Annotated in this window: 20 protein-coding genes; 10 read left to right on the plus strand and 10 right to left on the minus strand. The window is 72.7% G+C overall.

What is annotated here, in order from left to right:
- Positions 1-450 precede the first annotated feature (450 nt).
- The gene (locus PV410_RS09440) at positions 451-4,257 is read right to left on the minus strand and encodes a GH92 family glycosyl hydrolase (protein WP_500323579.1); all 3,807 of its coding nucleotides are present in this window, start codon (positions 4,255-4,257) and stop codon (positions 451-453) included.
- Between the two features lie 305 nt (positions 4,258-4,562).
- Positions 4,563-6,599, minus strand: a complete 2,037-nt coding sequence (locus PV410_RS09445) for a S9 family peptidase (protein ID WP_500323581.1) — start codon at positions 6,597-6,599, stop codon at positions 4,563-4,565.
- 285 nt (positions 6,600-6,884) lie between these two features.
- Here PV410_RS09445 and PV410_RS09450 point away from each other — a divergent pair, with 285 nt between their 5' ends.
- A complete protein-coding gene (locus PV410_RS09450) occupies positions 6,885-8,387 on the plus strand; it encodes an FG-GAP repeat protein (protein WP_500323583.1) in 1,503 nt (500 codons plus the stop codon).
- A gap of 73 nt (positions 8,388-8,460) precedes the next feature.
- On the opposite strand, the gene PV410_RS09455 is transcribed toward PV410_RS09450, so the two are convergent.
- Together PV410_RS09455 and PV410_RS09460 are read right to left on the minus strand one after the other, a co-directional pair.
- On the minus strand, positions 8,461-8,841 hold the full coding sequence (locus PV410_RS09455; protein WP_500323585.1) for a GNAT family N-acetyltransferase: 381 nt from the start codon (positions 8,839-8,841) through the stop codon (positions 8,461-8,463).
- Complete coding sequence (locus PV410_RS09460; protein WP_500323587.1) at positions 8,842-8,994, minus strand: hypothetical protein; 153 nt, start codon at positions 8,992-8,994, stop codon at positions 8,842-8,844. It abuts the gene before it with no gap.
- 53 nt (positions 8,995-9,047) lie between these two features.
- On the opposite strand from PV410_RS09460, the gene PV410_RS09465 reads away from it, so the two are divergent.
- The 3 genes from PV410_RS09465 (at position 9,048) to PV410_RS09475 (ending at position 11,430) form a co-directional block, all read left to right on the plus strand.
- Complete coding sequence (locus PV410_RS09465; protein ID WP_500323589.1) at positions 9,048-9,929, plus strand: hypothetical protein; 882 nt, start codon at positions 9,048-9,050, stop codon at positions 9,927-9,929.
- A 124-nt stretch (positions 9,930-10,053) separates the two neighbouring features.
- Positions 10,054-10,488: a DUF5959 family protein gene (locus PV410_RS09470; RefSeq protein WP_500323712.1), complete on the plus strand. Its 435-nt coding sequence runs from the start codon at positions 10,054-10,056 to the stop codon at positions 10,486-10,488.
- 33 nt (positions 10,489-10,521) lie between these two features.
- Positions 10,522-11,430, plus strand: a complete 909-nt coding sequence (locus PV410_RS09475; RefSeq protein WP_500323591.1) for a GNAT family N-acetyltransferase — start codon at positions 10,522-10,524, stop codon at positions 11,428-11,430.
- A 151-nt stretch (positions 11,431-11,581) separates the two neighbouring features.
- On the opposite strand, the gene PV410_RS09480 is transcribed toward PV410_RS09475, so the two are convergent.
- From PV410_RS09480 to PV410_RS09490, 3 genes are all read right to left on the minus strand, one after another.
- Positions 11,582-11,974 carry a hypothetical protein gene (locus tag PV410_RS09480; protein WP_500323593.1) on the minus strand — a complete coding sequence of 131 codons (393 nt, stop codon included), beginning with the start codon at positions 11,972-11,974 and terminating at the stop codon, positions 11,582-11,584.
- A 142-nt stretch (positions 11,975-12,116) separates the two neighbouring features.
- Positions 12,117-12,836, minus strand: a complete 720-nt coding sequence (locus PV410_RS09485; RefSeq protein ID WP_500323595.1) for an FAD binding domain-containing protein — start codon at positions 12,834-12,836, stop codon at positions 12,117-12,119.
- Between the two features lie 193 nt (positions 12,837-13,029).
- Positions 13,030-13,851 carry a siderophore-interacting protein gene (locus tag PV410_RS09490; protein WP_500323597.1) on the minus strand — a complete coding sequence of 274 codons (822 nt, stop codon included), beginning with the start codon at positions 13,849-13,851 and terminating at the stop codon, positions 13,030-13,032.
- Between the two features lie 78 nt (positions 13,852-13,929).
- Here PV410_RS09490 and PV410_RS09495 point away from each other — a divergent pair, with 78 nt between their 5' ends.
- From PV410_RS09495 to PV410_RS09510, 4 genes are read left to right on the plus strand one after another with little or no spacing between them, the layout of a single operon-like run.
- Positions 13,930-14,802 carry an ABC transporter ATP-binding protein gene (locus PV410_RS09495; protein ID WP_500323599.1) on the plus strand — a complete coding sequence of 291 codons (873 nt, stop codon included), beginning with the start codon at positions 13,930-13,932 and terminating at the stop codon, positions 14,800-14,802.
- On the plus strand, positions 14,799-15,770 hold the full coding sequence (locus tag PV410_RS09500; RefSeq protein ID WP_500323600.1) for an iron-siderophore ABC transporter substrate-binding protein: 972 nt from the start codon (positions 14,799-14,801) through the stop codon (positions 15,768-15,770). The genes PV410_RS09495 and PV410_RS09500 overlap by 4 nt, the downstream gene beginning before the upstream one ends.
- 6 nt (positions 15,771-15,776) lie before the next feature.
- Positions 15,777-17,843, plus strand: coding sequence for an iron ABC transporter permease (locus PV410_RS09505; RefSeq protein ID WP_500323601.1), 2,067 nt, complete (start codon positions 15,777-15,779; stop codon positions 17,841-17,843).
- Between the two features lie 16 nt (positions 17,844-17,859).
- Positions 17,860-18,189 (plus strand): maleylpyruvate isomerase N-terminal domain-containing protein, encoded by a 330-nt coding sequence (locus PV410_RS09510; protein ID WP_500323603.1) that lies wholly within the window; start codon positions 17,860-17,862, stop codon positions 18,187-18,189.
- Between the two features lie 140 nt (positions 18,190-18,329).
- Here the strand turns inward: PV410_RS09510 and PV410_RS09515 are convergent, their stop codons facing one another.
- Positions 18,330-19,673 carry a lysine N(6)-hydroxylase/L-ornithine N(5)-oxygenase family protein gene (locus PV410_RS09515; RefSeq protein ID WP_500323605.1) on the minus strand — a complete coding sequence of 448 codons (1,344 nt, stop codon included), beginning with the start codon at positions 19,671-19,673 and terminating at the stop codon, positions 18,330-18,332.
- Between the two features lie 84 nt (positions 19,674-19,757).
- Between PV410_RS09515 and PV410_RS09520 the strand changes: the two genes are divergently transcribed.
- Both PV410_RS09520 and argB read left to right on the plus strand, forming a co-directional pair.
- Positions 19,758-20,705, plus strand: a complete 948-nt coding sequence (locus tag PV410_RS09520) for a methionyl-tRNA formyltransferase (RefSeq protein WP_500323607.1) — start codon at positions 19,758-19,760, stop codon at positions 20,703-20,705.
- Positions 20,702-21,562, plus strand: coding sequence for an acetylglutamate kinase (argB, locus tag PV410_RS09525; RefSeq protein WP_500323609.1), 861 nt, complete (start codon positions 20,702-20,704; stop codon positions 21,560-21,562). The genes PV410_RS09520 and argB overlap by 4 nt, the downstream gene beginning before the upstream one ends.
- Positions 21,563-21,598: 36 nt before the next feature.
- Here argB and PV410_RS09530 read toward each other — a convergent pair whose 3' ends face one another.
- Together PV410_RS09530 and PV410_RS09535 are read right to left on the minus strand one after the other, a co-directional pair.
- A complete protein-coding gene (locus PV410_RS09530; RefSeq protein ID WP_500323611.1) occupies positions 21,599-21,874 on the minus strand; it encodes a tautomerase family protein in 276 nt (91 codons plus the stop codon).
- Between the two features lie 228 nt (positions 21,875-22,102).
- On the minus strand, positions 22,103-22,948 hold the full coding sequence (locus tag PV410_RS09535) for an ABC transporter ATP-binding protein (RefSeq protein WP_500323613.1): 846 nt from the start codon (positions 22,946-22,948) through the stop codon (positions 22,103-22,105).

Below are 22,948 nucleotides of genomic sequence, written 5' to 3' on the forward strand. Positions count from 1 at the left end.
TGGGGTTTCCGTCCGGATTCGGCGGCATTCAAAGAAGCCTCGCGCGTCCCCGCCGAGCACAGGCCATGCAGGGTGAGTGGCGAACTCCGCCCCGGTGAACGGTCACATGAGACGCCGCCGCTCCCGGATGGAAGGGCGGCAAAGTGGACGCCACCGATCACTCCTCCGTGACGGCAGTTTTAACACTCGCGAAACCTGGAGGCGATGATCTATGTGTTGAGTAATTCCGGATTCTCAATTGTTGTGCCGGATGGCGCAAAGACGTGCGATGTCTGATGTGAATTCAGGGGAGGCTCCAGAGCGGCAGCTGCGTCACCCAGTTCGGCCTTCGGCCGGTGGACCCGGCCGTCGGGGCCGGTGGCCCCTGCCCGGGACCGGCGGCCGGCCCGCGGTGAACGGCGGGGGCGGGCGCGGAGTCCCTCCGCGCCCGCCCCCGCCGCCTTCAGCGGATCAGGCGAGCAGTTCCACCTCCGCCAGGGTCGACTCGGTGTCCAGGACCAAGCGGTACTGGGTGTAACCGCCCGGAGAGGCGACCGAGAAGGCCCGGGTCTGGCGGTCCCAGGTGAAGGACTCACCGGAGCGCTTGTCGAGGGTCTTCCAGTGCGTGCCGTCCGAGGAGCCCTGGAGGGTCCAGCCGGTGGGGGCCTTGGTGCGGTCCGACGACGAGGTCAGCGTGTACTGGACGGCCTTGGTGCGTCCGTCCACCGGAAGGTCGACGGTCGTGGCCGCCGCGTCCGTCGCCGAGGTGTTGTCGAACAGGGCGCCGTCGCCCTTGAGGGCGTCCGCGCGGGGCGCGGGCACCTTGTCGTCCTGGGTGATCGACACCGGCGCGGCGTTCTTGCCGGTGCCCCACGACGAGGGCTTCGGGCCCATGGCGAACTCCAGCACACCGCCCTTGGCGAGCAGCGAGTGCGGCAGCGAGGTCGACGTCCAGGAGCGGCCGTTGACCTTGAGGTCCTGCACGTACACGTTGCGCGTGCTGTTCTCGGGCGCCTTGACGACCAGGTCCTTGCCGTTCTCCAGGTGGACGGTCGCCTTGGTGAACAGCGGGGAGCCGACGGCGTACTCGCCGCTGCCCATCACCAGGGGGTAGAAGCCGAGCGCGGAGAAGAGGAACCAGGCCGACTGCTCGCCGTTGTCCTCGTCGCCGTGGTAGCCCTGTCCGATGGCGCTGCCGGTGTAGAGACGGGAGAGCACCTCGCGGACGTTCTTCTGCGTCTCCCAGGGGCGGCCGGCCGCGTCGTACATGTACGTGACGTGGTGGGCCACCTGGTTGGAGTGCCCGTACATGCCCATCCGGACGTCGCGGGCCTCCGTCATCTCGTGGATGACGCCGCCGTAGGAGCCGACGAACTCGGGCGAGGCGGTCTCCGGGGTGGAGAAGTACGCGTCGAGCTTCTCCGCGAGACCGCTGCGGCCGCCGTACAGGTTGGCCAGACCCCGGCTGTCCTGCGGGGCGGTGAAGGCGTAGCCCCAGCCGTTGGTCTCGGTGTAGTCGTAACCCCACACCCGCGGGTCGTACTTCGCGGAGTCCACCCGCCAGTCGCCCTTGGCGTCACGCCCCTGGAAGAAGCCCGCCTGCGGGTCGAAGAGGTTGACGTAGTCCTGGGCGCGGTTGAGGAAGTACGCCGACTCCTCCTTGTAGCGCTTCTTGCCGGTCTTCTCGTAGAGGGCCTTGCCCATCTCGGCGATGCCGTAGTCGTTGAGGTAGCCCTCCAGCGCCCACGACAGGCCCTCGTGGGTGTCGGTGCTCGTGTAGCCGAGGAAGGGGGAGGTCGTCATCCCCTTGCGGCCCACGCCCGACTGCGGCGGGACGACCGTCGCGTTCTTCACGGCCGCGTCGTACGCCGCCTCGGCGTCGAAGTTCACGCCCTTGACGTAGGCGTCGGCGAAGGCCACGTCCGAGGACGTGCCCGTCATCAGGTCCGCGTAGCCGGGGGACGACCAGCGCGAGGTCCAGCCGCCGTCCTTGTACTGCTGCACGAACCCGTCGACCATCTCACCGGCCTGGCCGGGCGTCAGGAAGGAGTACGCCGGCCACGTCGTCCGGTAGGTGTCCCAGAAGCCGTTGTTGACGTAGACCTTGCCGTCCACGATCTTCGCGCCGGTGTGGGTCGGGGTGTCGGGACCGGGCATCGCGGAGAACGGGGACGCGTACTGGTACGTCGACCCCACCTTCTCGAAGCCGGAGTTGGGGTACAGGTACAGCCGGTACAGGCTGGAGTAGAGGGTCGTCAGCTGGTCCGTGGTGGCACCCTCGACCTCGACGCGGCCCAGCAGCTTGTCCCACTGCTTCTGCGCGCGCTTCTTCACCGTCTCGAAGGAGGTGCCGCCCGGGATCTCCTGGCGCAGGTTGTCCTTCGCCTGGTCGATGCTGATCAGGGAGGTGGCCAGCCGCAGCGACACGGTGCGGTCCTCGCCGGCGTCGAAGCGCAGGTAGCCCTTGACGCCGCTCGACGTGCCCTCCGTGACGGGCGCGTCGAACTCGCCGTACAGGAACAGCCGGGTGGCGCCGGTGGACAGCCCGGACTTCACGTCGGAGTAGCCGGTGAAGGTGCCGGTCTCCTTGTCGAGCGTCAGGCCCGCCTGCTCGGTGACGTTGTCGAAGAGCACGCTCGCGTCGTCACCGGGGTAGGTGAAGCGGAGCACGGCCGCGTGGTCGGTCGGGGCCATCTCCGTCTTCAGGCCGTTCTCGAACCTCACGCCGTAGTAGTAGGGGCGCGCCGTCTCGTTCTCGTGCCGGAAGGCCAGGGCCCGTGCGCCGCGTGCCGTGTCCGGGGTGCCGGAGGCGGCCGACGGCATCACCTGGAAGGTCTGCCGGTCGCCCATCCAGGGGCTGGGCTCGTGGCTGGCGCTGAACGCCTGGATCGTGGGCAGGTTGTCGGAGTTGTTCGCCTTGGCGTAGTCGTACAGCCAGTTGAGGGTGCCCGCGTTGGTCACCGGCGTCCAGAAGTTGAAGCCGTGCGGCACTGCAGTGGCCGGGAAGTTGTTGCCGCGCGAGAAGCTGCCGCTGGAGTTGGTCCCGCGGGTCGTCAGCGCGTAGTCCGACAGGTGCGCCTTCGGCTTCTCCTGCGCGAGCGGCTCCAGCGTCACGTCGTCCAGCCAGCCGCGGAACTTCGCCGGGCCCTTGGGGGAGTCGTACGCCACCAGGATGCGGTCGACGGTCTTGCCCGCGGCGACCGACCCGATCCGGGAGACGACGTCGTTCCACTGGTTGACGTAGAGCACCTTGGCCGCGCCCTGCCCCTGCGGGGTGAGCGCGAAGCCGTGCTCGTCGGTGGCGCCCAGACGGCTGAGGGAGGTGCCGTCGGTGAAGACCAGGTCCACCGAGACGTTGGTGGCGTCGTAGTCGCGGTCGCCGTCCGCCATCGACGGGTAGATCCGGTACGACAGCGCGGTGTCCCGGCGGACGGGGACGTCGACGTCGAAGACCTTGTTGTACGAGTACGCCCTGCCGTCGCCGGTGTGCCGGCCCGCGTAGCGCAGCGCCCGCGTACCGGTGAAGCCGGCGCCCGACTTCGCCGTCGGCGAGCCGCTCGGGCCGCGGTCGACGAGCGAGAGCATGTCCTGCGGCACCGGGTCCCCGGTGGAGCCCGTGGACAGCTGCAGGTCGGCGAGCTGCGTGATGCCCGACGCGCCGTTGTTCCTCGATATGTCGATCCGGAAGTGCTGGTACTCGGCGGGCTCCGCGAGGTCGTACGACTTCGTCTGGAACCGCTCGGGGAAGGACTCGCCGGAGCGGGTGTCCAGGGTCTTCCAGTCCTTGCCGTCGGTGGAGCCCTGCAGGGTCCAGTCGCGCGGGTCGCGTTCCGCCGCGTCGTTGGCGGAGGTCAGCGCGTAGGTGACGACCTTCGCGGGGCCGTCGAGGTCGAACTCCACCCAGCCGGTGGGCTGGAAGACCAGCCACTTGGTCCCCGGCTCTGCGTCGACGAGGTTCTCCTTCACCTCGCCCGAGTCCGCGTACTCGCCGTTGGCGCGGATGTCAGTGACGTGGTCGTTGAGGTTGCCGGGGATGCCGGTGCTGTAGCCACCGTCCACGCCCGAGGCCCGCTTGGACCCGTCCGCCGCGGTGTCCACCGTGTTGCGCCAGTCGGGCGCCGGATCGCCCGACTCGAACGACGACGCGAAGGTGCCGACGTGCGGCCCCGGTTCGGGCACGGCGACCGCCGCTTGCTGCGTGGCCGCGGCCAGGGCGAGGGCGGTCACCAACACGACCGCCGAGGAAGTCCATCTGTGCCGGGCAGCTCTCTGCTGCATATGCGCGAGCACCCTTTCTGCGCCTAGACAACGTTGTCAAGTTCGCTGTGCAAGGGCTAGTAGGGGGTCAAGGCACCGGTGGTGTCAAGGGTGTTGGTGTGACTTTCGGACCGGCGGGGCTCGCGGACACCCGCCGCGGCCGGGCGCGGCAGGTGTGAAGCGGCGTCAGACCCGCGGCGGAGACGCCGTCACGTCGGCGACCGGACGCGTGGGTGTACGGAGGCCGAGCCGGCCTCCCGGCCGGCTCCGGGAAAGGGGAGGCCGCCGGGGCCCGGTGCGGACCGGGCCCCGGCGACGGCGGGCCGTCAGACCAGGTCGGGGCGCTGCCACTCCTCGCCCAGCACGTGGTGGGCCAGGAATCCGAGCACCGTCGCGTACCACAGGCGGACGTTGTTGGGCTTGAGGATCCAGTGGCCCTCGTCGGGGAAGTACAGGAACTTCGCCGGGACCTCGAACCGCACCAGGTCGTTCCAGAGCGCCAGGCCCTCGCCGATCGGCACCCGGTAGTCCTTGTCGCCGTGGATCACCAGCATCGGCGTGGTGATCTGCGCGGCCCGCAGGTGCGGGGACTCGCGCTCGTACCGCTCGGTGCTGACCAGCGGGTCGCCCTGGCGCCGCATCCAGTACGCCGGGAAGTCCGTGACCTGCGCGAAGCTGTACATGTTCCACAGGCTCGCGTGGGTGACGATCGCCTTGAAGCGGTCGGTGCGGGTGGCGATCCAGTTGGCCATGTAGCCGCCGTACGAGCCGCCCATCATCGCGGTGCGCCCGCCGTCCAGGTCGTCCCGCTGCAGCGCGGCGTCGGTCAGCGCCATCACGTCGTCGTACGGGGCGCCGCCCCAGTGCGCCCAGCCGCGTTCGTGCATCTGCTGGCCGTAGCCGGTGGACAGCGCCGGGTCCGGCAGCAGGACCGCGTAGCCCGCGGCGGCCGCGACCCACGGGCTCCAGCGCCAGTGCCAGGCGTTCCAGCTGGTCTGCGGGCCGCCGTGCACCCACAGCAGCAGGGGCGCCGGGGTATCGGCGCTCGCGCCGTCCGGCAGCACCAGCCAGGCCCGCAGGGCCGTCCCGTCCTCGGCGGTGGTGTGCACCTCGGTGAGGCTGCCCGGCAGCACGGTGTCCTGCCCGGGGCAGGGGAGCACAACGGGCTGCTGCCCGGGCGTCGCGGCGTCGAGCCGCACCGGGAGCGGAGGGCTGTCCACGGCGGAGCGCAGCGCGTACACGGTGCCGCCGTCCGGGCTCACCACCACGTCCGAATACGTACCGGACGCGGTGAGCGCGACCAGTTCGCCGCTGCCGGTGGAGAGCCGGAAGACCGGGCCGTGACCGCCCTCGTCGGCGGCGAAGTACACCACCGGGGCGCCGTCCTGACCGGGAACCGGCGAGACGACCGGGGAACCCGGCCACTGGCCGAAATCAGGCAGCAGGTCGCGTCCGGGGTCCTGGTCGTCCGTGGCGCTCGTCAGCCACAGCGTGACGTCACCGGGGGCCTCCCAGGTGACGCGCCGCCGTCGGGCGCACACCAGGTCCCGGCCGTCCGGGGTGAACGCCGGGGCGCCGAACTCCGCGTCGGGGGACTCCAGCATCCGCAGCGGCTTGCCCGTCTCGGCGTCCGCGACGACGACCACGGAGCGGACCTCGTCGGGGAGGGTGCCCACAGCCGTCGCGTAGGCGACCAGCGAGCCGTCGGGGGAGAGCGCCACACCCTCGGCGAAGGCGGCCCGGCGCGCGCCGCAGTCCACGAGGGCGGGCTGCTCCGCGGTGGCGTCCGCGACGGTGAACATGTGCGGGATGCCGGGGCCCAGGTCGTGGTCCCAGTACCGCACCGGCACCGACTCGTGCAGGATCGCCGAGACCTTGGCCTTCCGGCGGGCCTCGCGCAGCCGCTCGTCGTGCTCCGCGTCGGCCGCGCCGGGCAGCAAGGAGGCCCCCAGGGCGACCCGGGAGGCGCCGGTGGCCGTCGCGTACTCGCCGATCCCGCCGGGCCTGGCCAGCAGTTGCGCCGCCTCGCCGCCGCCGGCCGGCAGGCTCCACAGCGCCGCCTCCTGCCGGTCGTCCTCGCCGTCGCCGGGGTCGGCGACCGGACGCGAGGACAGGAAGAGCAGGGTGCCGTCGGGCAGGAACCCCGGGGCGGACTCGCCGCGCCCCGAGCGGGTGAGCCGCCGCGCCGGACGCTCCCCGGCCGGGTCCACCTCCCACAGGGCACCGATGAACCGGGTACGGTCGGCGGACAGTTCCTGCACCGACGTCACCAGACGGGTCCCGTCCGGTGACAGCGCGAGCGAGGAGACGCGGGGCAGCGCGAGGAACGCCGTCAGGTCGTGGAATGCAGTGGATTCGGGCATGAGGATCATCCTGAATCCCCGGGGCGGCCCCGCACCAGTGCCCCTGGCGGCAAATCGCGGTCAAAGACGCAGGCAGCGGCGGCCCACGACGACCGTCGGCGGCCTGTCGCGACCGCCCGCGCCGGGAGGCGGCCACCCCGGTCGCTACAACCCTGGGCGAACGTCATGTGTCTTCCGGGTGACGGAACAGCGGGCGTTGCCGGCCGGACGCCACCCGACCGCGGGCGACTCGACGCGGGCGCGGGGGACGCCGAGGGCAACCCAGGAGACCATGGAGGTTCTTCTGTGCGTCACAACAAGAGCGCGGCCCTCGCGGCCGCGGCACTCCTCACCCTCGGCGGGGGTGTGCTCCTCACGGCCCCCGCCGCACAGGCGGCGGTGCCCTTCCCGTCGATCGGGTGGCAGCAGCGCAACTGCGACTTCGACGGCAACGGGTACGACGACGTGCTGATCGGCGCCCCCGGAGCCACCGTGTCCGGGGCCAAGGGCGCCGGGTACGTCACCGTGCAGTACAGCGGGTCGGGCGGCCTCAGCACCACCAAGAGATCCGTCCTCAGCCAGAGCACCTCGGGCGTCGCGGGCGCCGCCGAGGCCGGCGACGGCTTCGGACAGGCCGTGGCCACCGGCGACCTGGACAACGACGGCTACGACGACGCGATCGTCGGCATCCCCGGCGAGGACCTGGGCACGCTCTCCGACGCCGGCGGTGCCGTCGTCTTCTGGGGCTCCCCGACCGGTCTGCACGGCGGCGACAGCTTCTGGCTGGAGGACCCCGACCAGCCGCGGGCCGGCGCGAACTTCGGGCGGGCGGTGGAAGCCGCCCGGTACTTCGCCCCGGATCCCTCGGACCCCGACGCCAACCTGCGCGACAGCATCGCCGTCCTGGAGAACGACTCCCTGCTGTTCTTCACCGCCCAGCCGGGGACCGCCGCGCCGCGCCTGCGGCAGGCCGACCGGGGAGTCCGCGCCCTGGAGCGCACGGCCCAGGACACCGGCCTCGCCCTGCGGAGCCTGAGCCACGGCAACTACAACGAGGACTCCTGGGCCGACCTGGCGATCTCCGGGGTGACCACGGGCGACCAGCCCGGGGTCGGCGTCACCCAGGTCCTGCACGGCGCACCCGGCGTCGAGGACCTCGGCGACGGCGGCACCTTCGAGGGCGGACCCGCGGTCGCCTCCGGCGACTTCAACCACGACGGCCAGGACGACCTGGCCATCGGCGACACGGGCACCGGCTCGGCGCTCGGCGGATCCGTCACCGTCCACCTGGGCAGGGGCGACCTGTCGGGACTCGACCCCACCCCGGCGCAGACATGGACCCAGGACTCGGCCGGCGTCCCCGGCGTCTCCGAGGCGGGAGACCGCTGGGGCGCCGAACTGTCCTCCGGCGACACCAACGGCGACGGCCTTCCCGACCTGGCCATCGGTGCCCCCGGTGAGGACATCGGCTCCGTCGCCGACGCCGGCGCGGTCTGGACCCTGCGCGGCGCACCGGGCGGGCTCACCGCCACGGGAGCGCGCAGCTTCGACCAGAACACCGCGGGCATCCCGGGCGCCGCGGAGGCCTCCGACCGCTGGGGCGGCCAGATCCGGCTGGTCGACGCCGACAGGGACGGCCGCTTCGGCCTCCTCGCGGCGGCCCCGGGCGAGAACACGAACGACGGCTTCGTCTGGGTCGTCCCCGCGTCGTCCTCCGGGCTGGTCGCCCAGGGCACCTGGACGTACGACGGCGCGACCCTGGGCGCTCCCTCGGCCAACGCGCAGTTCGGCGCGGCGATCGACGAGTAGGCGGAAGCACGAGGCGGGGTGTGGCGCCGTGCCCGGCAGGACCGGGTGCGGCGCCACGGCTGCGTCGCCGGGCTCAGGCGGGCGCGCTCGTGTCGCCCGCGTACCGTAGGTCCCGGAGCGGAACGCCGTCGTATTCCTCGACCTGCTCGGCGCCGTCGGGCGAGAACCCGGCGCGTGCGTAGAAGCGCCGTGCGCGGGCGTTGTCGGCGAGCACCCAGAACTCCAGCCGCGGGTGCCCGAGTTCGGCCGCCCGGGAGCGCACCGCCGACATCAGCCGGCGCCCGGTGCCGGTGCCGATGCGGTCCGGCCGCACGTAGAGGGCGTAGAGCTCGCAGGCGACGCCTGCGCCGGGCTCCCGGGGCTCCCCGGCGCGCGGCCCGAGGGCCGCCCAGCCGGTCACGACGCCGTCCTCGGTGGCGACGAGGTTCTCCACGCGGTTCCCGGCGGTCGTCAATCACTTCCTGCGCAGGACCGCGTCCTCCTCGACGCTCATCGCGTCCAGGTAGCTCCGCGGCACGATCCCGGCGTACGCCGCCTGCCGGCCCCTCACCCGGATCGTGGAGACGGCGTCGACGTCGTCCATGCGCATGGCCCGCACCTTGATCACGGTCGCATGGTAACCGTGTCGCCGTGCCCTGCGCGGCGGTTAGCATCGCGGCCATGCCGATACCCGAGGAAAGCAGGCGCGCCGAGGGGGCGGACCCCGGTCGGTGGCGCGTCACCGTGGTGGACCGTCACAGCGCGGTGGGCAGGCCGCCGTACCCGTCGCGGCCGCCCGAGGGGCGACCGCTGGCGCGGCGGGACGACCTGCGGATCCAGGGGACGACCGGGGAGATCAGCTGTGTCGACGTCTCGGGGCGGACGCGCTGGACCCATGCGTGCGCCGGCCGTCCCAACGCCGCGCACATTGCCGGGGGCAGGGTGCTGGTCACCACGGACTCCCTGGAGTACACGCCCTGGGGGTTCCTCGGTCCTGCCCTGCTGCTCGACCTGGCGGACGGCACCCTGGTCGCCGAACTGCGCGGGGAGCGCGGTGCCGCGCTGCGCGGGGGACGGTTCGTGCTCGGCCTGGCGGGCTACGACTTCTTCGACACCTGGGAGCACGACCGTGACGGCGCCACCGTGGACTCCTGGCGCAGTTACGGCCATTACGTCGTCGGCACCGGCATCCGGGTCGTCGAGGCCGACCGGGGCCACCCCACCACGAGCCGCGTGGTCCGGCTGCTGCCCGGTGGTGTGATCGAGCGCGGTCCCCGGCTCTCCGGCCCGGTGACGCCGCGGCCGGTGGTGCTGGAGGACGGGACGGTCCTGCTGCTCGACGCAGGGGTGCTCCGTGCCGTCGACCGCCGCCTCGACGGCACCGTCCTCGCCGAACTGCTGGCGATCGCCCCCGACAAGGCGTCCGGCTGCATCAGCTCGCTGCGCCGCGACGGCGACCGCCTCACCGCGGTCATCGCCGAACCCCGCCCGGACCACCCCACCACGAACACCGTCCACACCTGGACCCTCGCGCTCGACCGGCGGGACGTGAGGCACACATGACGGACGACGCGCAGCGACTTGAGCTCTTCCGTTTCGACGACCGGACGCATAGCGTCAGCGTCCGGATGGAAGGCGGTCCGCCCTTGGTCATCGGCGGGACCGGTACCACGGGGCCGAGATCGTGGTGGAGAGCGACTTCGTCAGCGGGTGCGTGAGGCTGGACGTCTCGGTCGACTACCTGGACGACTGGGCGCGCTGCCTCGACGCCCTCGCTTCCGGCGAGGGCGTCGAGTGGCCGCCCGACGGACGCACCGCGTGGCTGGACATCGTCCCCGACGACCCGGTGGAGGTGACAGTCCACGAGGCGCCGTCGACCCAGGTCGCGGTACGGGTACCGATCGACGTCGCCGAGAACTGTGGAGGAGAACCGCCTGCGGCTCGACGGCGTATGCCGGGCCCTGGGCTGAACCGCCGGGCGGAGGGTCGTACGGGACCTTGCCGGCGATTCGATCATGCTGTTACGCTGCGTTCGCGTCCTCGATCGCAAAAGGAGGTGGGAACCGTGAGCCAGCCAACTCTCATGTGCTCCCACCCCGTTCCGAGGGCGCCGAGGATCTGAACGGGAGCAGGTCGCTACCCGGAAGGACCTCGCGTGACCGATCTGGTCATCCGCCCCCTCGCCGCAGGCGAGGAAGCGCTTTTTGAATCCCTGCCCGATCCCGGTCTGGTCGGCTTCGCCGCCTTCGGCGACACCTACAGTGAGATGGCCGCCGCCGGTGAGTACCGCCCCGAGTGGACCTGGGTGGCACTGCGCGACGGCGTCGTCGTCGCGCGCGCCGCATGGTGGGCCGGGCCGAAGGACGACAAGCCGCTCGCCCTGGACTGGTTCGACTTCATCGACGCCGGTGCGGCCGTGGAACTGCTCCGCACCTCGCCGCTGCGTGCCCAGTACTCCCTCAAACTGGGGCCCGGCTGGCGCGACGTGCCCGCGGTCCGGGAGCAGGCCCAGGCCCGGATCGACGCGGCCGTCGCCGCGGGTCTGTCCCCTCTGGTCGAGCGCTTCCGCTACCGCTGGACGCCGGACTGCGGCGTGCCCGCGCGCCCGGGCCGCCTCGAATTCCGTCCCGAGCCCGACGACGCGGCATTCCTCGATGTCTTCCGCCGCATCCACCGGGGCAGCCTCGACGCCCATGTGCGCCGCACCGTCGCCACCTCCGGGCTCGAGGCGGCCGCCCAGGAGGAACTGGATTATCTGCGCTGGTTGCCGAGCCCGCGCGAGTGGTGGCGCCTGGCCTACGACTCCGCCGGGGAACTCGTCGGGCTGAGCGTCCCCGGCCGCCACTACGGGGACCCCCTGATCGGCTACATCGGCGTCGTGCCCGAGCACCGAGGCCAGGGATACGCCTACGACCTGCTCGTCGAGGCTACGCACAAGCTCGCCGACGAGGGCGTGGACCGCATCGTGGCGGGGACGGACCAGACCAACGCACCGATGGCCGCCCACTTCGCCAGGGCCGGTTACCCGATCGCCCAGGAACGCATCGACCTGATCTGGCCCTGACCCCGCTCGCCGGAGGCGGGGTGCGGGACCCGGGTGCACGACCGGGTTCCGCACCCTGCATCGGCTCACGGGCGTGGCCGGCAGCCGGGAGGCCGCGTCAGTACCCGGCGCCTCCTTCCGCCCGCCGCCGGCTGACCTCACCCGTCGGCGGTCACAGCTGCGCCTCGCAGGCCTCCAGCCTGGCGAGCAGGCTCGCCAGGGCGTCGTTCCACCGCTCGGTGCCCCGCTGTTCCTCCAGGAGGGCGCGCAGCGCCCGGACCTCGTCGGCGGCGAAGGACTCGTGACCGGGGTTGTACTCGAACTGCAGGAACGCGATCCGCAGCTCGAAGTACCGGGAGGGGTCCGCGTCGTGGAGCCACCGGTTCAGGGCCAGTGCCGCGGCGCCCTCCATCCGGGCGCACCGGAGGCCGACCGACGGCTCCAGGACGAACTCGACCGTGGAAACGCCGCCGGGCGTGATGAGGCACATCCGCGCCGGGGCCGGCCCGCTCCGGACCATGCCGAACGACGCCCCGTGCTCTGGGTCTTCCGGCGTGTCAGCCATCTCTGCTCTCGCCTCTTCCGATCCGGTGGGAGATGGGCGAGGTCCCGCGCCAGGGTGGGCGCGGGCCCTCGCACTCATCAACAACCGGGAGCGCCGGGTCATACCCGATGCGGCGGGCGAGATCGCGGGGCCCGTGCGGGGGTCAGGAGCCGGGGAGCCGTCCGGCGAGTCCGGTGACCTGCCGGCGCACCACGTCCCACGCCGCGGGGTGGAGCGCGGCGAGGTCCGTCTCCTCCAGCGCGTGCAGGGCCGCTGCGGTGCCGCCGCCGAACGGGGCGCTACCGCCGAGCACTTCGTAGCCGTCGCGGACGGCGACGCGCAGACGGTGCCCGTCGTCGGCGGCGTGCACCGCGGCGGCGACGACGAGGGGCGGAGGCCCGCCCGCCTCGCCGGACTGCTTCTCGTACGTGCTCACCAGCGGCTCCCGCCAGCGGATGCCGAGCAGGAGGTGCTGCTTGGCCACGGCCTCGACGAGATCGGTCTCGTGGGTCCGGTCCGGCTCCAGCGTGATCGCGCGGGCGCCGAGGACGAGGGCGGCGGGCAGCAGGCAGCGCAGGGTGCTGCCGACGAGGTTGCCGCCGACGGTGGCCGTCCGCCGCACGGCACCGGTGCCCACACCGGCGGCCGCCCGTCGCAGCACCTCCGGAACCCGGTCGTCGATCCGGTTCAGCACCACCGCCGCGCCCAGCGCCTCGCGTCCGACCGTGTTGGCCTCGGGCAGATCGCGCAGCGACATGGCCTGCTCGGGGAAGCCGTCGCGCTGCCAGGTGGCCCACACGAGCGTCGCCCCGCCGACGGGCACCGCCCCCTGGGCCATGAACTCCTGTGCTTCGGGCACGGACGTGGGCAGATGCAGCAGCACGGCTGTCGACCCGCCTTCCGGGAGTCGGCGACCGGACGGCGCGCGTGCCGGTCGCATGATCGCTTGCGCTACGCATTCTCCCCGTACCTGAGGGAGCGCGTACAGGGCTCAATTGTTCCCTTTGTGCGCCCTCCGTGCGCGAAGTGCCCTGCGTGCGCGGGGCCGAGGCGGCGCTTCCGTCCCACGGCGGGGGTCAGGCGTCCTCGTGGCGTGCCTCGTGCCGCCAGAAGCCGGAGAAGGTGATGCGGTCCTTGGGGAGGCCGGCGCGGTGCAGGTGCCGGCGTCCCTTGGTGGCGAGGCTCTGCTCGCCGACGACGAAGGCGTACCCGGTGGCGTCCACCGGGGTGTGCTTGCGCAATTCGGCGAGTGCGACGGAGCCGGGGACCGCGTGCGGGTCGTCGCGCACGACCCAGGTGACGGCGATCCCGGGGGGCGCGTCGAGGTCGCGCCGGTCGTCCGGGGTGGGGATCTCCTGGATCAGTCGGCCCACGGTGCCGCGGGGGAGGGAGCGCAGGATGCCCGTGGCGGCGGGCATGCCGCTCTCGTCGGCCACGACGAGGACCTCGGAGGCGTCCTCGGGGCAGTCGAACATGACGCCCTGGTCGAGGAGCGCCAGCGCGTCCCCGGGCCGGGCGTCGCAGGCCCATATCGCGGCACGGCCCTCGAGTTCGCCGTCCGGGGCGCGGTGCACGACGAACTCGATGTCCATTTCGGCCGCTTCGGGACGGAACGCGGCGACGGTGTAGTTCGAGTAGTGCGGACGCTCGGCCGTGGGGATGGCGAGGTAGGGCTGCCACCAGCGCGCCCCGGAGAACTCGGGCAGCCGCAGGGCGTCCTGGTGGGGGAGCTGCATGAAGAGGCGGAACCAGTGGTCGTAGCCCAGCCACGGGAAGTCGGCGAGGTCCGCGCCCCTGACGGTCACGCGGTGCAGGGAGGGGGAGACCCGCTCGGTCCTGACGACCTCGGCGCGGAACATCCTGGGGTTCTGCGGCATGAGCCGCGGGGTCTTCGCCATGCAGGAAGGTTAGCCTAAGTTTACCGAAGTGAGAGGGAGGTGGTCCGGGCAGAGATTAGGTTAGGCTAACCTTCGTTTGTGAGTTCTACGGAAGACACTGCCGCGGCCTCAGGCCTGCGTGGTCACCGGCTGACGGCGTACGACGTGACCGTGTCGTACGACGGGGTCGACGTCGTCCATGACGCGGCGATCACCCTCCGGCCCGGTGAGGTGACCGCCCTGGTGGGCCCCAACGGCAGCGGCAAGTCGACGCTCCTGCGCACCGTGGCACGCCTGCAGCGGGCCCGCCGCGCCACGTTGACGATCGACGCGCACGACGGGACCGGCGCCGACGGGCTCGCCCTGACGGCACGTGAGTTCTCCCGCCGGGTGGCCCTGCTGACGCAGGGGCGCCCCACGCCGAGCGGGCTGACGGTACGGGACGTCGTGGAGTTCGGCCGCTACCCCTACCGGGGGCGCTGGGGCCGGCCCGACCCGGACGGCCCGGCCGCGGTGGACCGCGCGCTGGCGCTGACCGGAGTCGCGGACCTCGCCGCCCGGGGCGCCGAGCACCTCTCCGGCGGCCAGCTCCAGCGCGTCTGGCTCGCGAGCTGCCTCGCCCAGGAGACCGGTGTGCTCCTCCTCGACGAGCCCACGACCTACCTCGACCTGCGCTACCAGGTCGAACTGCTGGACCTGATCCGGGACCTGGCCGACGACCACGGCATCGCCGTCGGTGTCGTCCTGCACGACCTGGACCAGGCGGCCGCCGTCGCCGACCGGATCGCCCTGCTGCGGGCGGGCCGGATCGCCGCCGACGGCAGCCCCCAGGACGTGCTGACACCGCAACGCCTCACCGACGCCTACGAGATACGGGTCGAAGTCGACACCGATCCGCTCACCGGCCTGCTGCGCACCCGCGCCGTCGGCCGCCACCACGCACGCAACGAAAGGCCCGTCACCACCCCATGAGACGCTCCATCGTCATCGCCGCCGCTGCCGCCGCACTCGCCCTCGCCGGCTGCGGCACGACCGAGCCGGCCGCGGACGGCGCCGCCAAGGACGACACCAAGGGCCTCACGCTCACCGACGCGAGCGGAGCCGAGGTCAGCCTCGACGGGCCCGCCAAGAAGGTCGTCGGCACGGAGTGGAACGTCGTCGAGTCCCTCGTGACGCTCGGGGTGGACCCGGTCGGCGTCGCCGACGTCAAGGGCTACGGCACCTGGGACACGGTCGTCCCGCTGAAGAACCAGCCCAAGGACATCGGCACCCGCGGCGAGCCCAGCATGGACACCATCGCCTCGCTCTCCCCGGACCTGATCGTCGCCACCACCGACCTCCCGGACGCCGCCGTCAAGCAGCTGAAGAAGATCGCCCCGGTCCTCGAGGTGCGTTCCGCCGACGCCGCCGACCCGGTCGGGCGGATGAAGGAGAACCTCGACCTCATCGCCGAGGCGACCGGCACCACCGCCAAGGCCGACGAGGCGAAGAAGGCCTACGACGCCAAGGTCGCCGAGGGGAGGAAGGCCCTCGCCGACGCGGGTCTGGCCGGCACGCGGATCGCGTTCGCCGACGGCTACGTCGCCTCCAACCAGGTCTCCGTCCGCCCCTACACCGCCGGTTCCCTGATCGGTGGCGTCAACACGGCGCTCGGCCTGGAGAACGCCTGGAAGATCGAGGGCGACAAGGACTACGGCCTGGCCGCCACCGACGTCGAGGGCCTCACGGGCCTCGGTGACGTGCAGTTCGCCTACATCGGCAGCGACAGCGAGGGCAGCGACCCGTTCGCCGACGACCTCGCCGGGAACTCCGTGTGGAAGTCCCTGCCGTTCGTGAAGAAGGGCGAGGTGCACCGGCTGCCCGACGGCATCTGGATGTTCGGCGGCCCGCAGTCGATGGAGTCGTACGTCGACGCCGTCGTCGGCGCCCTGACGAAGTAGCGCGCCGTGGCCGGCACCGCAACGACCCCCGCCACCCGTCCGCACGCGGTCGGCTCCCGGACGGGAGCGGCCGCGGTGACGGCCGCGCTCGTGCTCCTGGTCGCCGTCCTCGCGGTCGTCGACATCACCCAGGGCACCGCGGCCGTCGGCCCTGCCGAGGTCTGGAAGGCCCTGACGGGCGGGGCCGGTCCCGGCGACGCGTCCGTCGTGATCGCCTCGCGCCTGCCCCGCATGACCGCCGGCCTGCTGGTCGGCGCCGCCCTCGGGACCGCCGGCGCGGCCCTTCAGTCCGTCAGCCGCAACGTGCTCGCCGCGCCCGACACCCTCGCCGTGAACGCCGGTTCGTACCTGGCCCTCGGCATCCTCATGGTCACCGGGACGTCCCTGCCGCTGCTGGCCTCCTCCGGCGTGGCCTTCGCCGGCGGGCTCGCGGCAGCCGCCGTCGTCCTGTCGCTGTCGGGGCTGGGCGCCGGGACCGTGCGCCTCGTCCTGGCCGGCAGCGCGCTCACCCTCGGCCTGACCTCCGTCACCGAGGGGCTGATCCTGCTCTTCCCGCAGCAGACCAACGGCCTCTACCAGTGGAGCCAGGGCAGCATCAGCCAGAACGGCTTCGACGGTGTGGTGCAGATGGCGCCGGTCGCCGTGGCCGGTGTCGCCGGACTGCTGCTGGTGGCCCGGCGCGTCGACGCCCTGGCGCTCGGCGACGACGCCGCCCGCGGCCTCGGCGTCCCCGTGCGCGGCACGCGGATCACCGTCGTGGTGTGCGCGTCGCTGCTGTCCGCCGCGGCGGTGACCCTCGCCGGGCCCATCGGCTTCGTCGGCCTGTGCGCGCCGGTCCTCGTACGGCCGCTGGCGCTGCGTCACCGGCCGCTGGTGCGCACGCGCCTCGGCCTGCCCGTCATGGGCCTGACCGGCGCGGGCCTGGTGCTCGGCGCGGACGTCCTGCTGCGCGCGGTGGTGCCGGAGCAGACCGCCGTGGCGGTGCCCACCGGCGTCGTCACGAGCCTGGTCGGCGCGGTGTTCCTGGTCGTCATGGCGCTGAGGGCCCAGGACTCGGCAGGGGCGGGCGCGCCGGACCGGATGCGCATCCCGGGCCGTGTGACGTTCCTGGCGACCCTGGCCCTCCTCGTCGCCCTCCTCGTGGGGGTGGCCGTCGCCGGAGTGCTGCTGGGCGACACCAAGCTGCTCCTGGGCGACGTGGCGAACTGGGCGCAGGGCAGGGCCGGTCAGGCCGTCTCCTTCGTTCTGGACACCCGTGTCCCGCGGGTGCTCGCGGCACTCCTGGCGGGGGCGGCGCTCGCCCTGTCCGGCACGCTGGTGCAGGCCGTCACCCGCAACCCGCTGGCGGAGCCCGGCATCCTCGGCGTCTCGGGCGGCGCCGCGCTCGGCGCGGTGCTGTTCGTCACAACGGTCCCGGTCGCCGGGGCGTGGAGCGTGGCGGGAGCCGCGTTCGCCGGCGCCGCGGTGAGCGCGGTCCTCGTGTTCGGGCTCGCGGCGCGGGGCGGCTTCCGGCAGACCCGGCTGGTCCTCGTCGGCGTCGGCGTGTCCGCGGCCGCATCGGCCCTGATCAGCCTGCTGATCGTGCTCACCGACCCCTTCAACGCGACGAAGGCGCTCACCTGGCTGTCCGGCTCCACCTACGGGCGGACCGTGCCCGACACACTGCCCGTGGCGGCGGCCCTCGTCCTGGGCCTGGCGGTGGCGGTGGCACGGCGCACCGAACTCGACCTGCTGTCGGTCGACGACGACACCCCAGCCCTGCTGGGGCTGCGCCGCGGCCCGGCCCGGCTCGGGTTCCTCGTGACGAGCGTGCTGCTCACCGCCACCGCCGTGGCCGCCGCGGGCACCATCGGCTTCGCCGGGCTGGTCGCCCCGCACGCCGCCCGGGCCCTGGTGGGCCGCCGGCACGTACGGGTCGTACCGGTCGCGGTGCTCCTGGGAGCCTCGCTCGTCTGCGCCGCGGACCTCCTCGGGCGGACGGTGATCGCCCCGGCCCAACTCGGCGCGGGCTTGATGACCGCCGTCATCGGCACGCCGTACTTCCTGCACCTGCTGCTGCGCACCCGGCGCTAGGCGCAAGTGGGCCCCCATGGTTGCCGTAGGGCCTGCCGACGCTCCCCCGGACACGTCCAAGTGGGCCTCCCAGGCCGTGCCTGGGGAGCGTCAGGCCCTGCTGGACTGGTGGGTGCCGTCGGCGCGGCAACTACTGGACGCGCTGTGGGAGTCCGGCCCGGGGCGCGCCTGCTGGAGCTGGTGGGGTACGTCGCAGTGGCCGCAGACCTCCGGAGCCGCCGCCCGGCACCAGCTTCACGAGAGCGCGGTGCACACCTACGGCGCACAGATCGCCGCGGGCGCCCCGCAGCCGCTGCCGGGGAGCACCCGGACGCAGCCTACGCCTCCCTGGGGGCACGGCCGGTGAGCTGGTCCTGGCCCCGTACGGCCGTGTTCCGGCGGACTCCCTGGAGGTCGGCGGTGACCGCCGGAGGCGTAGCACCTGGGCCCGAAGCCGAGCGGACGCCTTTGGGGGCCGCCGGACGACCGGCGGCCCCCGAAGGCGTCTCAGGCGCGGGCCGTGACCGCCGCGGCCGGCTCGTCCTGACGGGCGACGAGCGAGGCGACGATCTCGCCGGCCCGGATCGCGGTGGTGGACAGCAGGGTGGAGGTGAGCCCGTGCGTGTGCTCGGTGCCGCCCTGCACGTAGATGCCCGCCCGCACCTCGGGGGCGACCTCGACGCGGTGGTCGCGGCCGACGCGGAGGGCGTCGCCGTCGTCGCGCAGGCAGATCTTGGCGGACTCCCCGAGGAGCGTGCCGACGTCCTGCGAGCGGTACCCGGTGGCGTGCACGAGGACGTCCGCCTCCAGGACGTGCCGCTCGCCGGTCGGCAGGAACTCCACCGTCACGTCGAGGCCGTCGTCCGCGGCGCTCACCTCGCGGATGCGGGAGACGTTGAGGAAGCGCAGCCGTTCGCGGCCCTGCACCTTCTCGCGGTAGGAGGTCGCGTACAGGGCCTCGATGAGGTCCATGTCGACCACCGAGTAGTTGGTGCTGCGGTGGTAGTCGACGAGGGACTGCTTCACCTCGGACGGGGAGCCGAAGTAGAGGTCCACCGCCTCCGGGTCGAAGATCCGGTTGGCGAAGGGGCTGTCGTCGGCGGGCGTGTAGCCGTACTTGGCGAACACCGCGCAGATCTCCGCGTCGGGGAAGGTGCGGTGCAGGAAGTCGACCGCCTCGGCCGCGCTCTGGCCGGCGCCGAGGACGACGGCCCGGCGCACCGGGGTGCCCGTCGCGGTGAGCTCGGCGACCCTGGGCAGCAGCTGGCTGCTGTGCCACACGCGGTCCGACAGCTCGGTGCCCGGCGGCAGGTGCGGCTCGAGCCCGACGGCCACGCTGATGTTGCGGGCCCGGTGGGTGACCGTCCGCGCGGGGTCCTCGGGGTCCCGGCACGTCACGTCGAGGTGGTCGACCTCGCCGTCGGCGTCGCGGACCGGTGTGACCGACAGCACTTCGCAGGAGTAGTCGACGACGCCGGCGACGCGGGCGGCGGCCCACTCGAAGTAGTCGTGGAACTCCACGCGGAGCGGGAAGAGCGTCTTCTGGTTGAGGAAGTCGACCAGCCGGCCCTGTTCGCGCAGGTAGCACAGGAAGCTGAAGTCGCTGGTCGGGTTGCGCATGGTGACCAGGTCCTTCAGGAACGAGACCTGCATCGTCGCGTCGTCGATCAGCATGCCGCGGTGCCACCCGAAACGGGGCTGCCGCTCCAGGAAGCGGGCGTTGATCCGCCGGGAGGCGGGGACTTGTGCGTTGTGCTCCTCGATGGCTATCGCCAGAGCCAGATTTGACGGACCGAAACCGATTCCCAGGATGTCGTGGATCGTGTCCGGCTCGTTGAGCGGTGCTGTCACCGTTGCATCGCCTCCCTATGCGCGCCACATACTAGATAAGGTAAGCCTAACCTTGCAATAATCACTGAAGGAGAGGCAGAGCCCATGCGGGTCGTCATGTTCGGTTACCAGACCTGGGGACACCGGACGCTGCAGGCCCTGCTGGAGTCGGATCACGAGGTCGTCCTCGTCGTGACCCACCCCAGGAGCGAGCACGCGTACGAGAAGATCTGGGACGATTCGGTGGCGGAACTCGCCGAGAAGCACGGCGTGCCGGTGCTGCTGCGCAACCGCCCCGACGACGCCGAACTGCTGGAGGCCGTCCGCGCCGCGGCACCCGACATCATCGTCGCCAACAACTGGCGCACCTGGCTGCCGCCGGAGATCTTCGACCTCCCGCCGCACGGCACCCTCAACGTGCACGACTCCCTGCTCCCCGCCTACGCGGGTTTCTCCCCGATCATCTGGGCGCTGATCAACGGCGAGGAGCACGTCGGCGTCACCGCCCACCGCATGGACGGCGAACTGGACGCCGGCGACATCCTCCTGCAGCGTTCGGAGCCCGTCGGCCCGCACGACACCGCGACCGACCTCTTCCACCGCACCTGCGACCTGATCGCACCCCTCGTGCGCGAGTCCCTGGACCTGATCGCCTCCGGCCGCGCCGAGTGGACGCCCCAGGAGCGCTCCCGCGCCAGCTTCTTCCACAAGCGCTCCGTCGAGGACAGCCGCATCGACTGGAACTGGCCGGCCGAGGACCTGGAACGCCTGGTGCGGGCGCAGTCCGACCCCTACCCCAACGCCTTCACCTACCACCGCGGCGAACGCATCAGGATCGTCTCCGCCGCCGTCTCGCAGGCCCGGTACGGCGGCACGCCCGGCCGCATCTTCATCCGCGAGGGCGACGGGGTCGTCATCGTCGCCGGCGCGGACGCCCGCGGCGGTCACCGCAAGGGACTGCTGGTGCGCACGGTCCGCACGGACGACGGCACCGAGTACGCGGCCGGCGACTGGTTCCGCACCATGGGCGGCTACCTGACCGCGCGTCCGTGACGACGGCCCTGGCCGGCCCCGGGCCGCTGCCCGCCCTGCGCGCGCTCGGGGGCCGCACCGTCGTCGTGAAGGTGGGCGGCAACGCCATGGGCGACGGCTCCCTGCTGCGCACCTTCGCGCAGGACGTCGTCCGCATCCGGGAGGCCGGGGTGCGGGTCGCCGTGGTGCACGGCGGCGGCCCGCAGATCAGCGCCCAGCTCGACCTGATCGGCATCGAGGCCCGCTTCGTCGGCGGGCTGCGGGTCACCACCCCCGAGGTCCTGGACGTCGCGCGGATGGTCCTGGCCGGCAAGGTCCAACGGGACCTGGTGGGGCTCCTCAACGAGCACGGCCCTTACGCCGTGGGGCTCACCGGCGAGGACGCGCACACGCTGACCGCGGTGCGCCGCTACGCCGAGGTCGACGGCGAGATCGTCGACATCGGCCTCGTCGGCGAGGTGACGGAGGTCAACACGGCCGCCGTGGACGTGCTGCTGGAGCACGGCCACATCCCCGTCGTCTCCTCGCTCGGCCGGGGCACGGACGGCCAGATCTACAACGTCAACGCGGACGCGGCGGCCGGGGCCCTGGCCGCCGCGCTCGACGCCGAGGCACTGGTCGTCCTCACCGACGTGCCCGGGCTGTACGCCGACTGGCCGCGCCGCGGACGGGTCCTGGACCGGCTCACCGCCGCCGAACTGGAGGCGATGCTCCCGGCGCTGGGGGGCGGCATGGTGCCGAAGATGGAGAGCTGCCTGCGGGCCGTCCGGGCGGGCGTCCGCACGGCCCGTGTGCTGGACGGCCGCGCCCCGCACGCCCTGCTGCGCGCGCTGTCCGTCGGGCCGGGCGGCGCCGGCACGACCGTCCTGCCCGGCTAGGCGAGGTGTGCCGGGGCGGCCGAAGCCGGCAGCAGGTCAGTCGGTTCCTGCGAGCCAGTCGCCCTCGTCTCCCGGTTCGGGCAGGATGCGGCCCCCCTCGGCGGCGAACCGGGCGGGGCTGTCCTTGACGATCACGAGGACGTGCGACTCCGGGACGCCGGTCACTCTGCTGCCGGCGGCCGAGATGTCCTTGGCCGGCTGTGTCTTCTCCGTGTCCGCGTGGCCCGCCCGTGTGGTCGCCTCGATCAGCAGGGGACGTGAGGGAACCGAATCCGTGAACACGCTGCCGTCGGGCAGTTCGGCGAACGTCACGTGCACGAAGGAGATGGGCGCCCCGGTGATCGACGCGTGGAGACGCGTGGATCTCCGCCGCCAACCCGGCCTTCTGCTGCGCCGAGACCGTGTTCTGCGTGGTGACCACGTGGTAGACGGGCATGGCCGGCTCCGATCAGCCGTGCGAACCCCGTACCAACACCGTGGGCCGCCGCCGTACGGGCCGCAGGTCGACGGTGTCCGGCTCCCCGATCTCCGCCCGCCGGGTCACTCGGCGGCGACGGGGACCGCCTCGTGGTGGCGGCCCATGGGGATCACCAGCGGGGTGCCGCTCACCGGGTCGGTGGTGACCTGGCAGCGCAGGTCGAAGACGTCCTCGACGGTCCCGGCGGTGATCACCTCGGCCGGTGTGCCCTCGGCGGCGATCCGCCCCGACTTCATCGCGATGACGTGGTCGGCGTAGCGGCAGGCCTGGTTGAGGTCGTGCAGGACCATCACCACCGTGCGGTTCTCGCGGCGGTTGAGGTCGGTGACGAGGTCCAGGACGTCGATCTGGTGGGCCAGGTCCAGGTAGGTGGTCGGCTCGTCCAGCAGGAGGACGGGGGTGCCCTGGGCGACGGCCATGGCGATCCAGGCCCGCTGGCGCTGGCCGCCGGACAGCTCGTCCACGGCCCGGTTCGCGAGCTCGGTCATGCCCGTCGCCGCCAGCGCCTCGTGGACCGCCAGCTCGTCGGCCTTGGACCACTGCCGCCACCACGTCTGGTGCGGCGAACGGCCCCGGCTGACCAGGTCGATGACGGTCAGCCCCTCCGGGGCCACCGGGGTCTGCGGCAGGATGCCCAGCCGCTGGGCGAGTTCCCTGGTCGGCACCGACCGCAGGGCGCGGCCGTCGAGTTCGACGACGCCCTGACGGGGCGCGAGCAGCCGTGCCAGGGCGCGCAGGAGGGTGGACTTGCCGCAGGCGTTGGCGCCGACGATGGCGGTGATGCGGCCGGAGGGTACGACGAGGTCGAGGTCCTCGACCACCAGCCGGTCGTCGTACGCCAGGTGCAGCCCGCGTGCCCGCAGGTCGGGGCCCGCGGCGGCGGTGGGGGCGGGGTCGGTGGTCGCCAT

The organism is Streptomyces sp. PA03-5A (assembly GCF_033792725.1).
Lineage (GTDB): Bacteria > Actinomycetota > Actinomycetes > Streptomycetales > Streptomycetaceae > Actinacidiphila.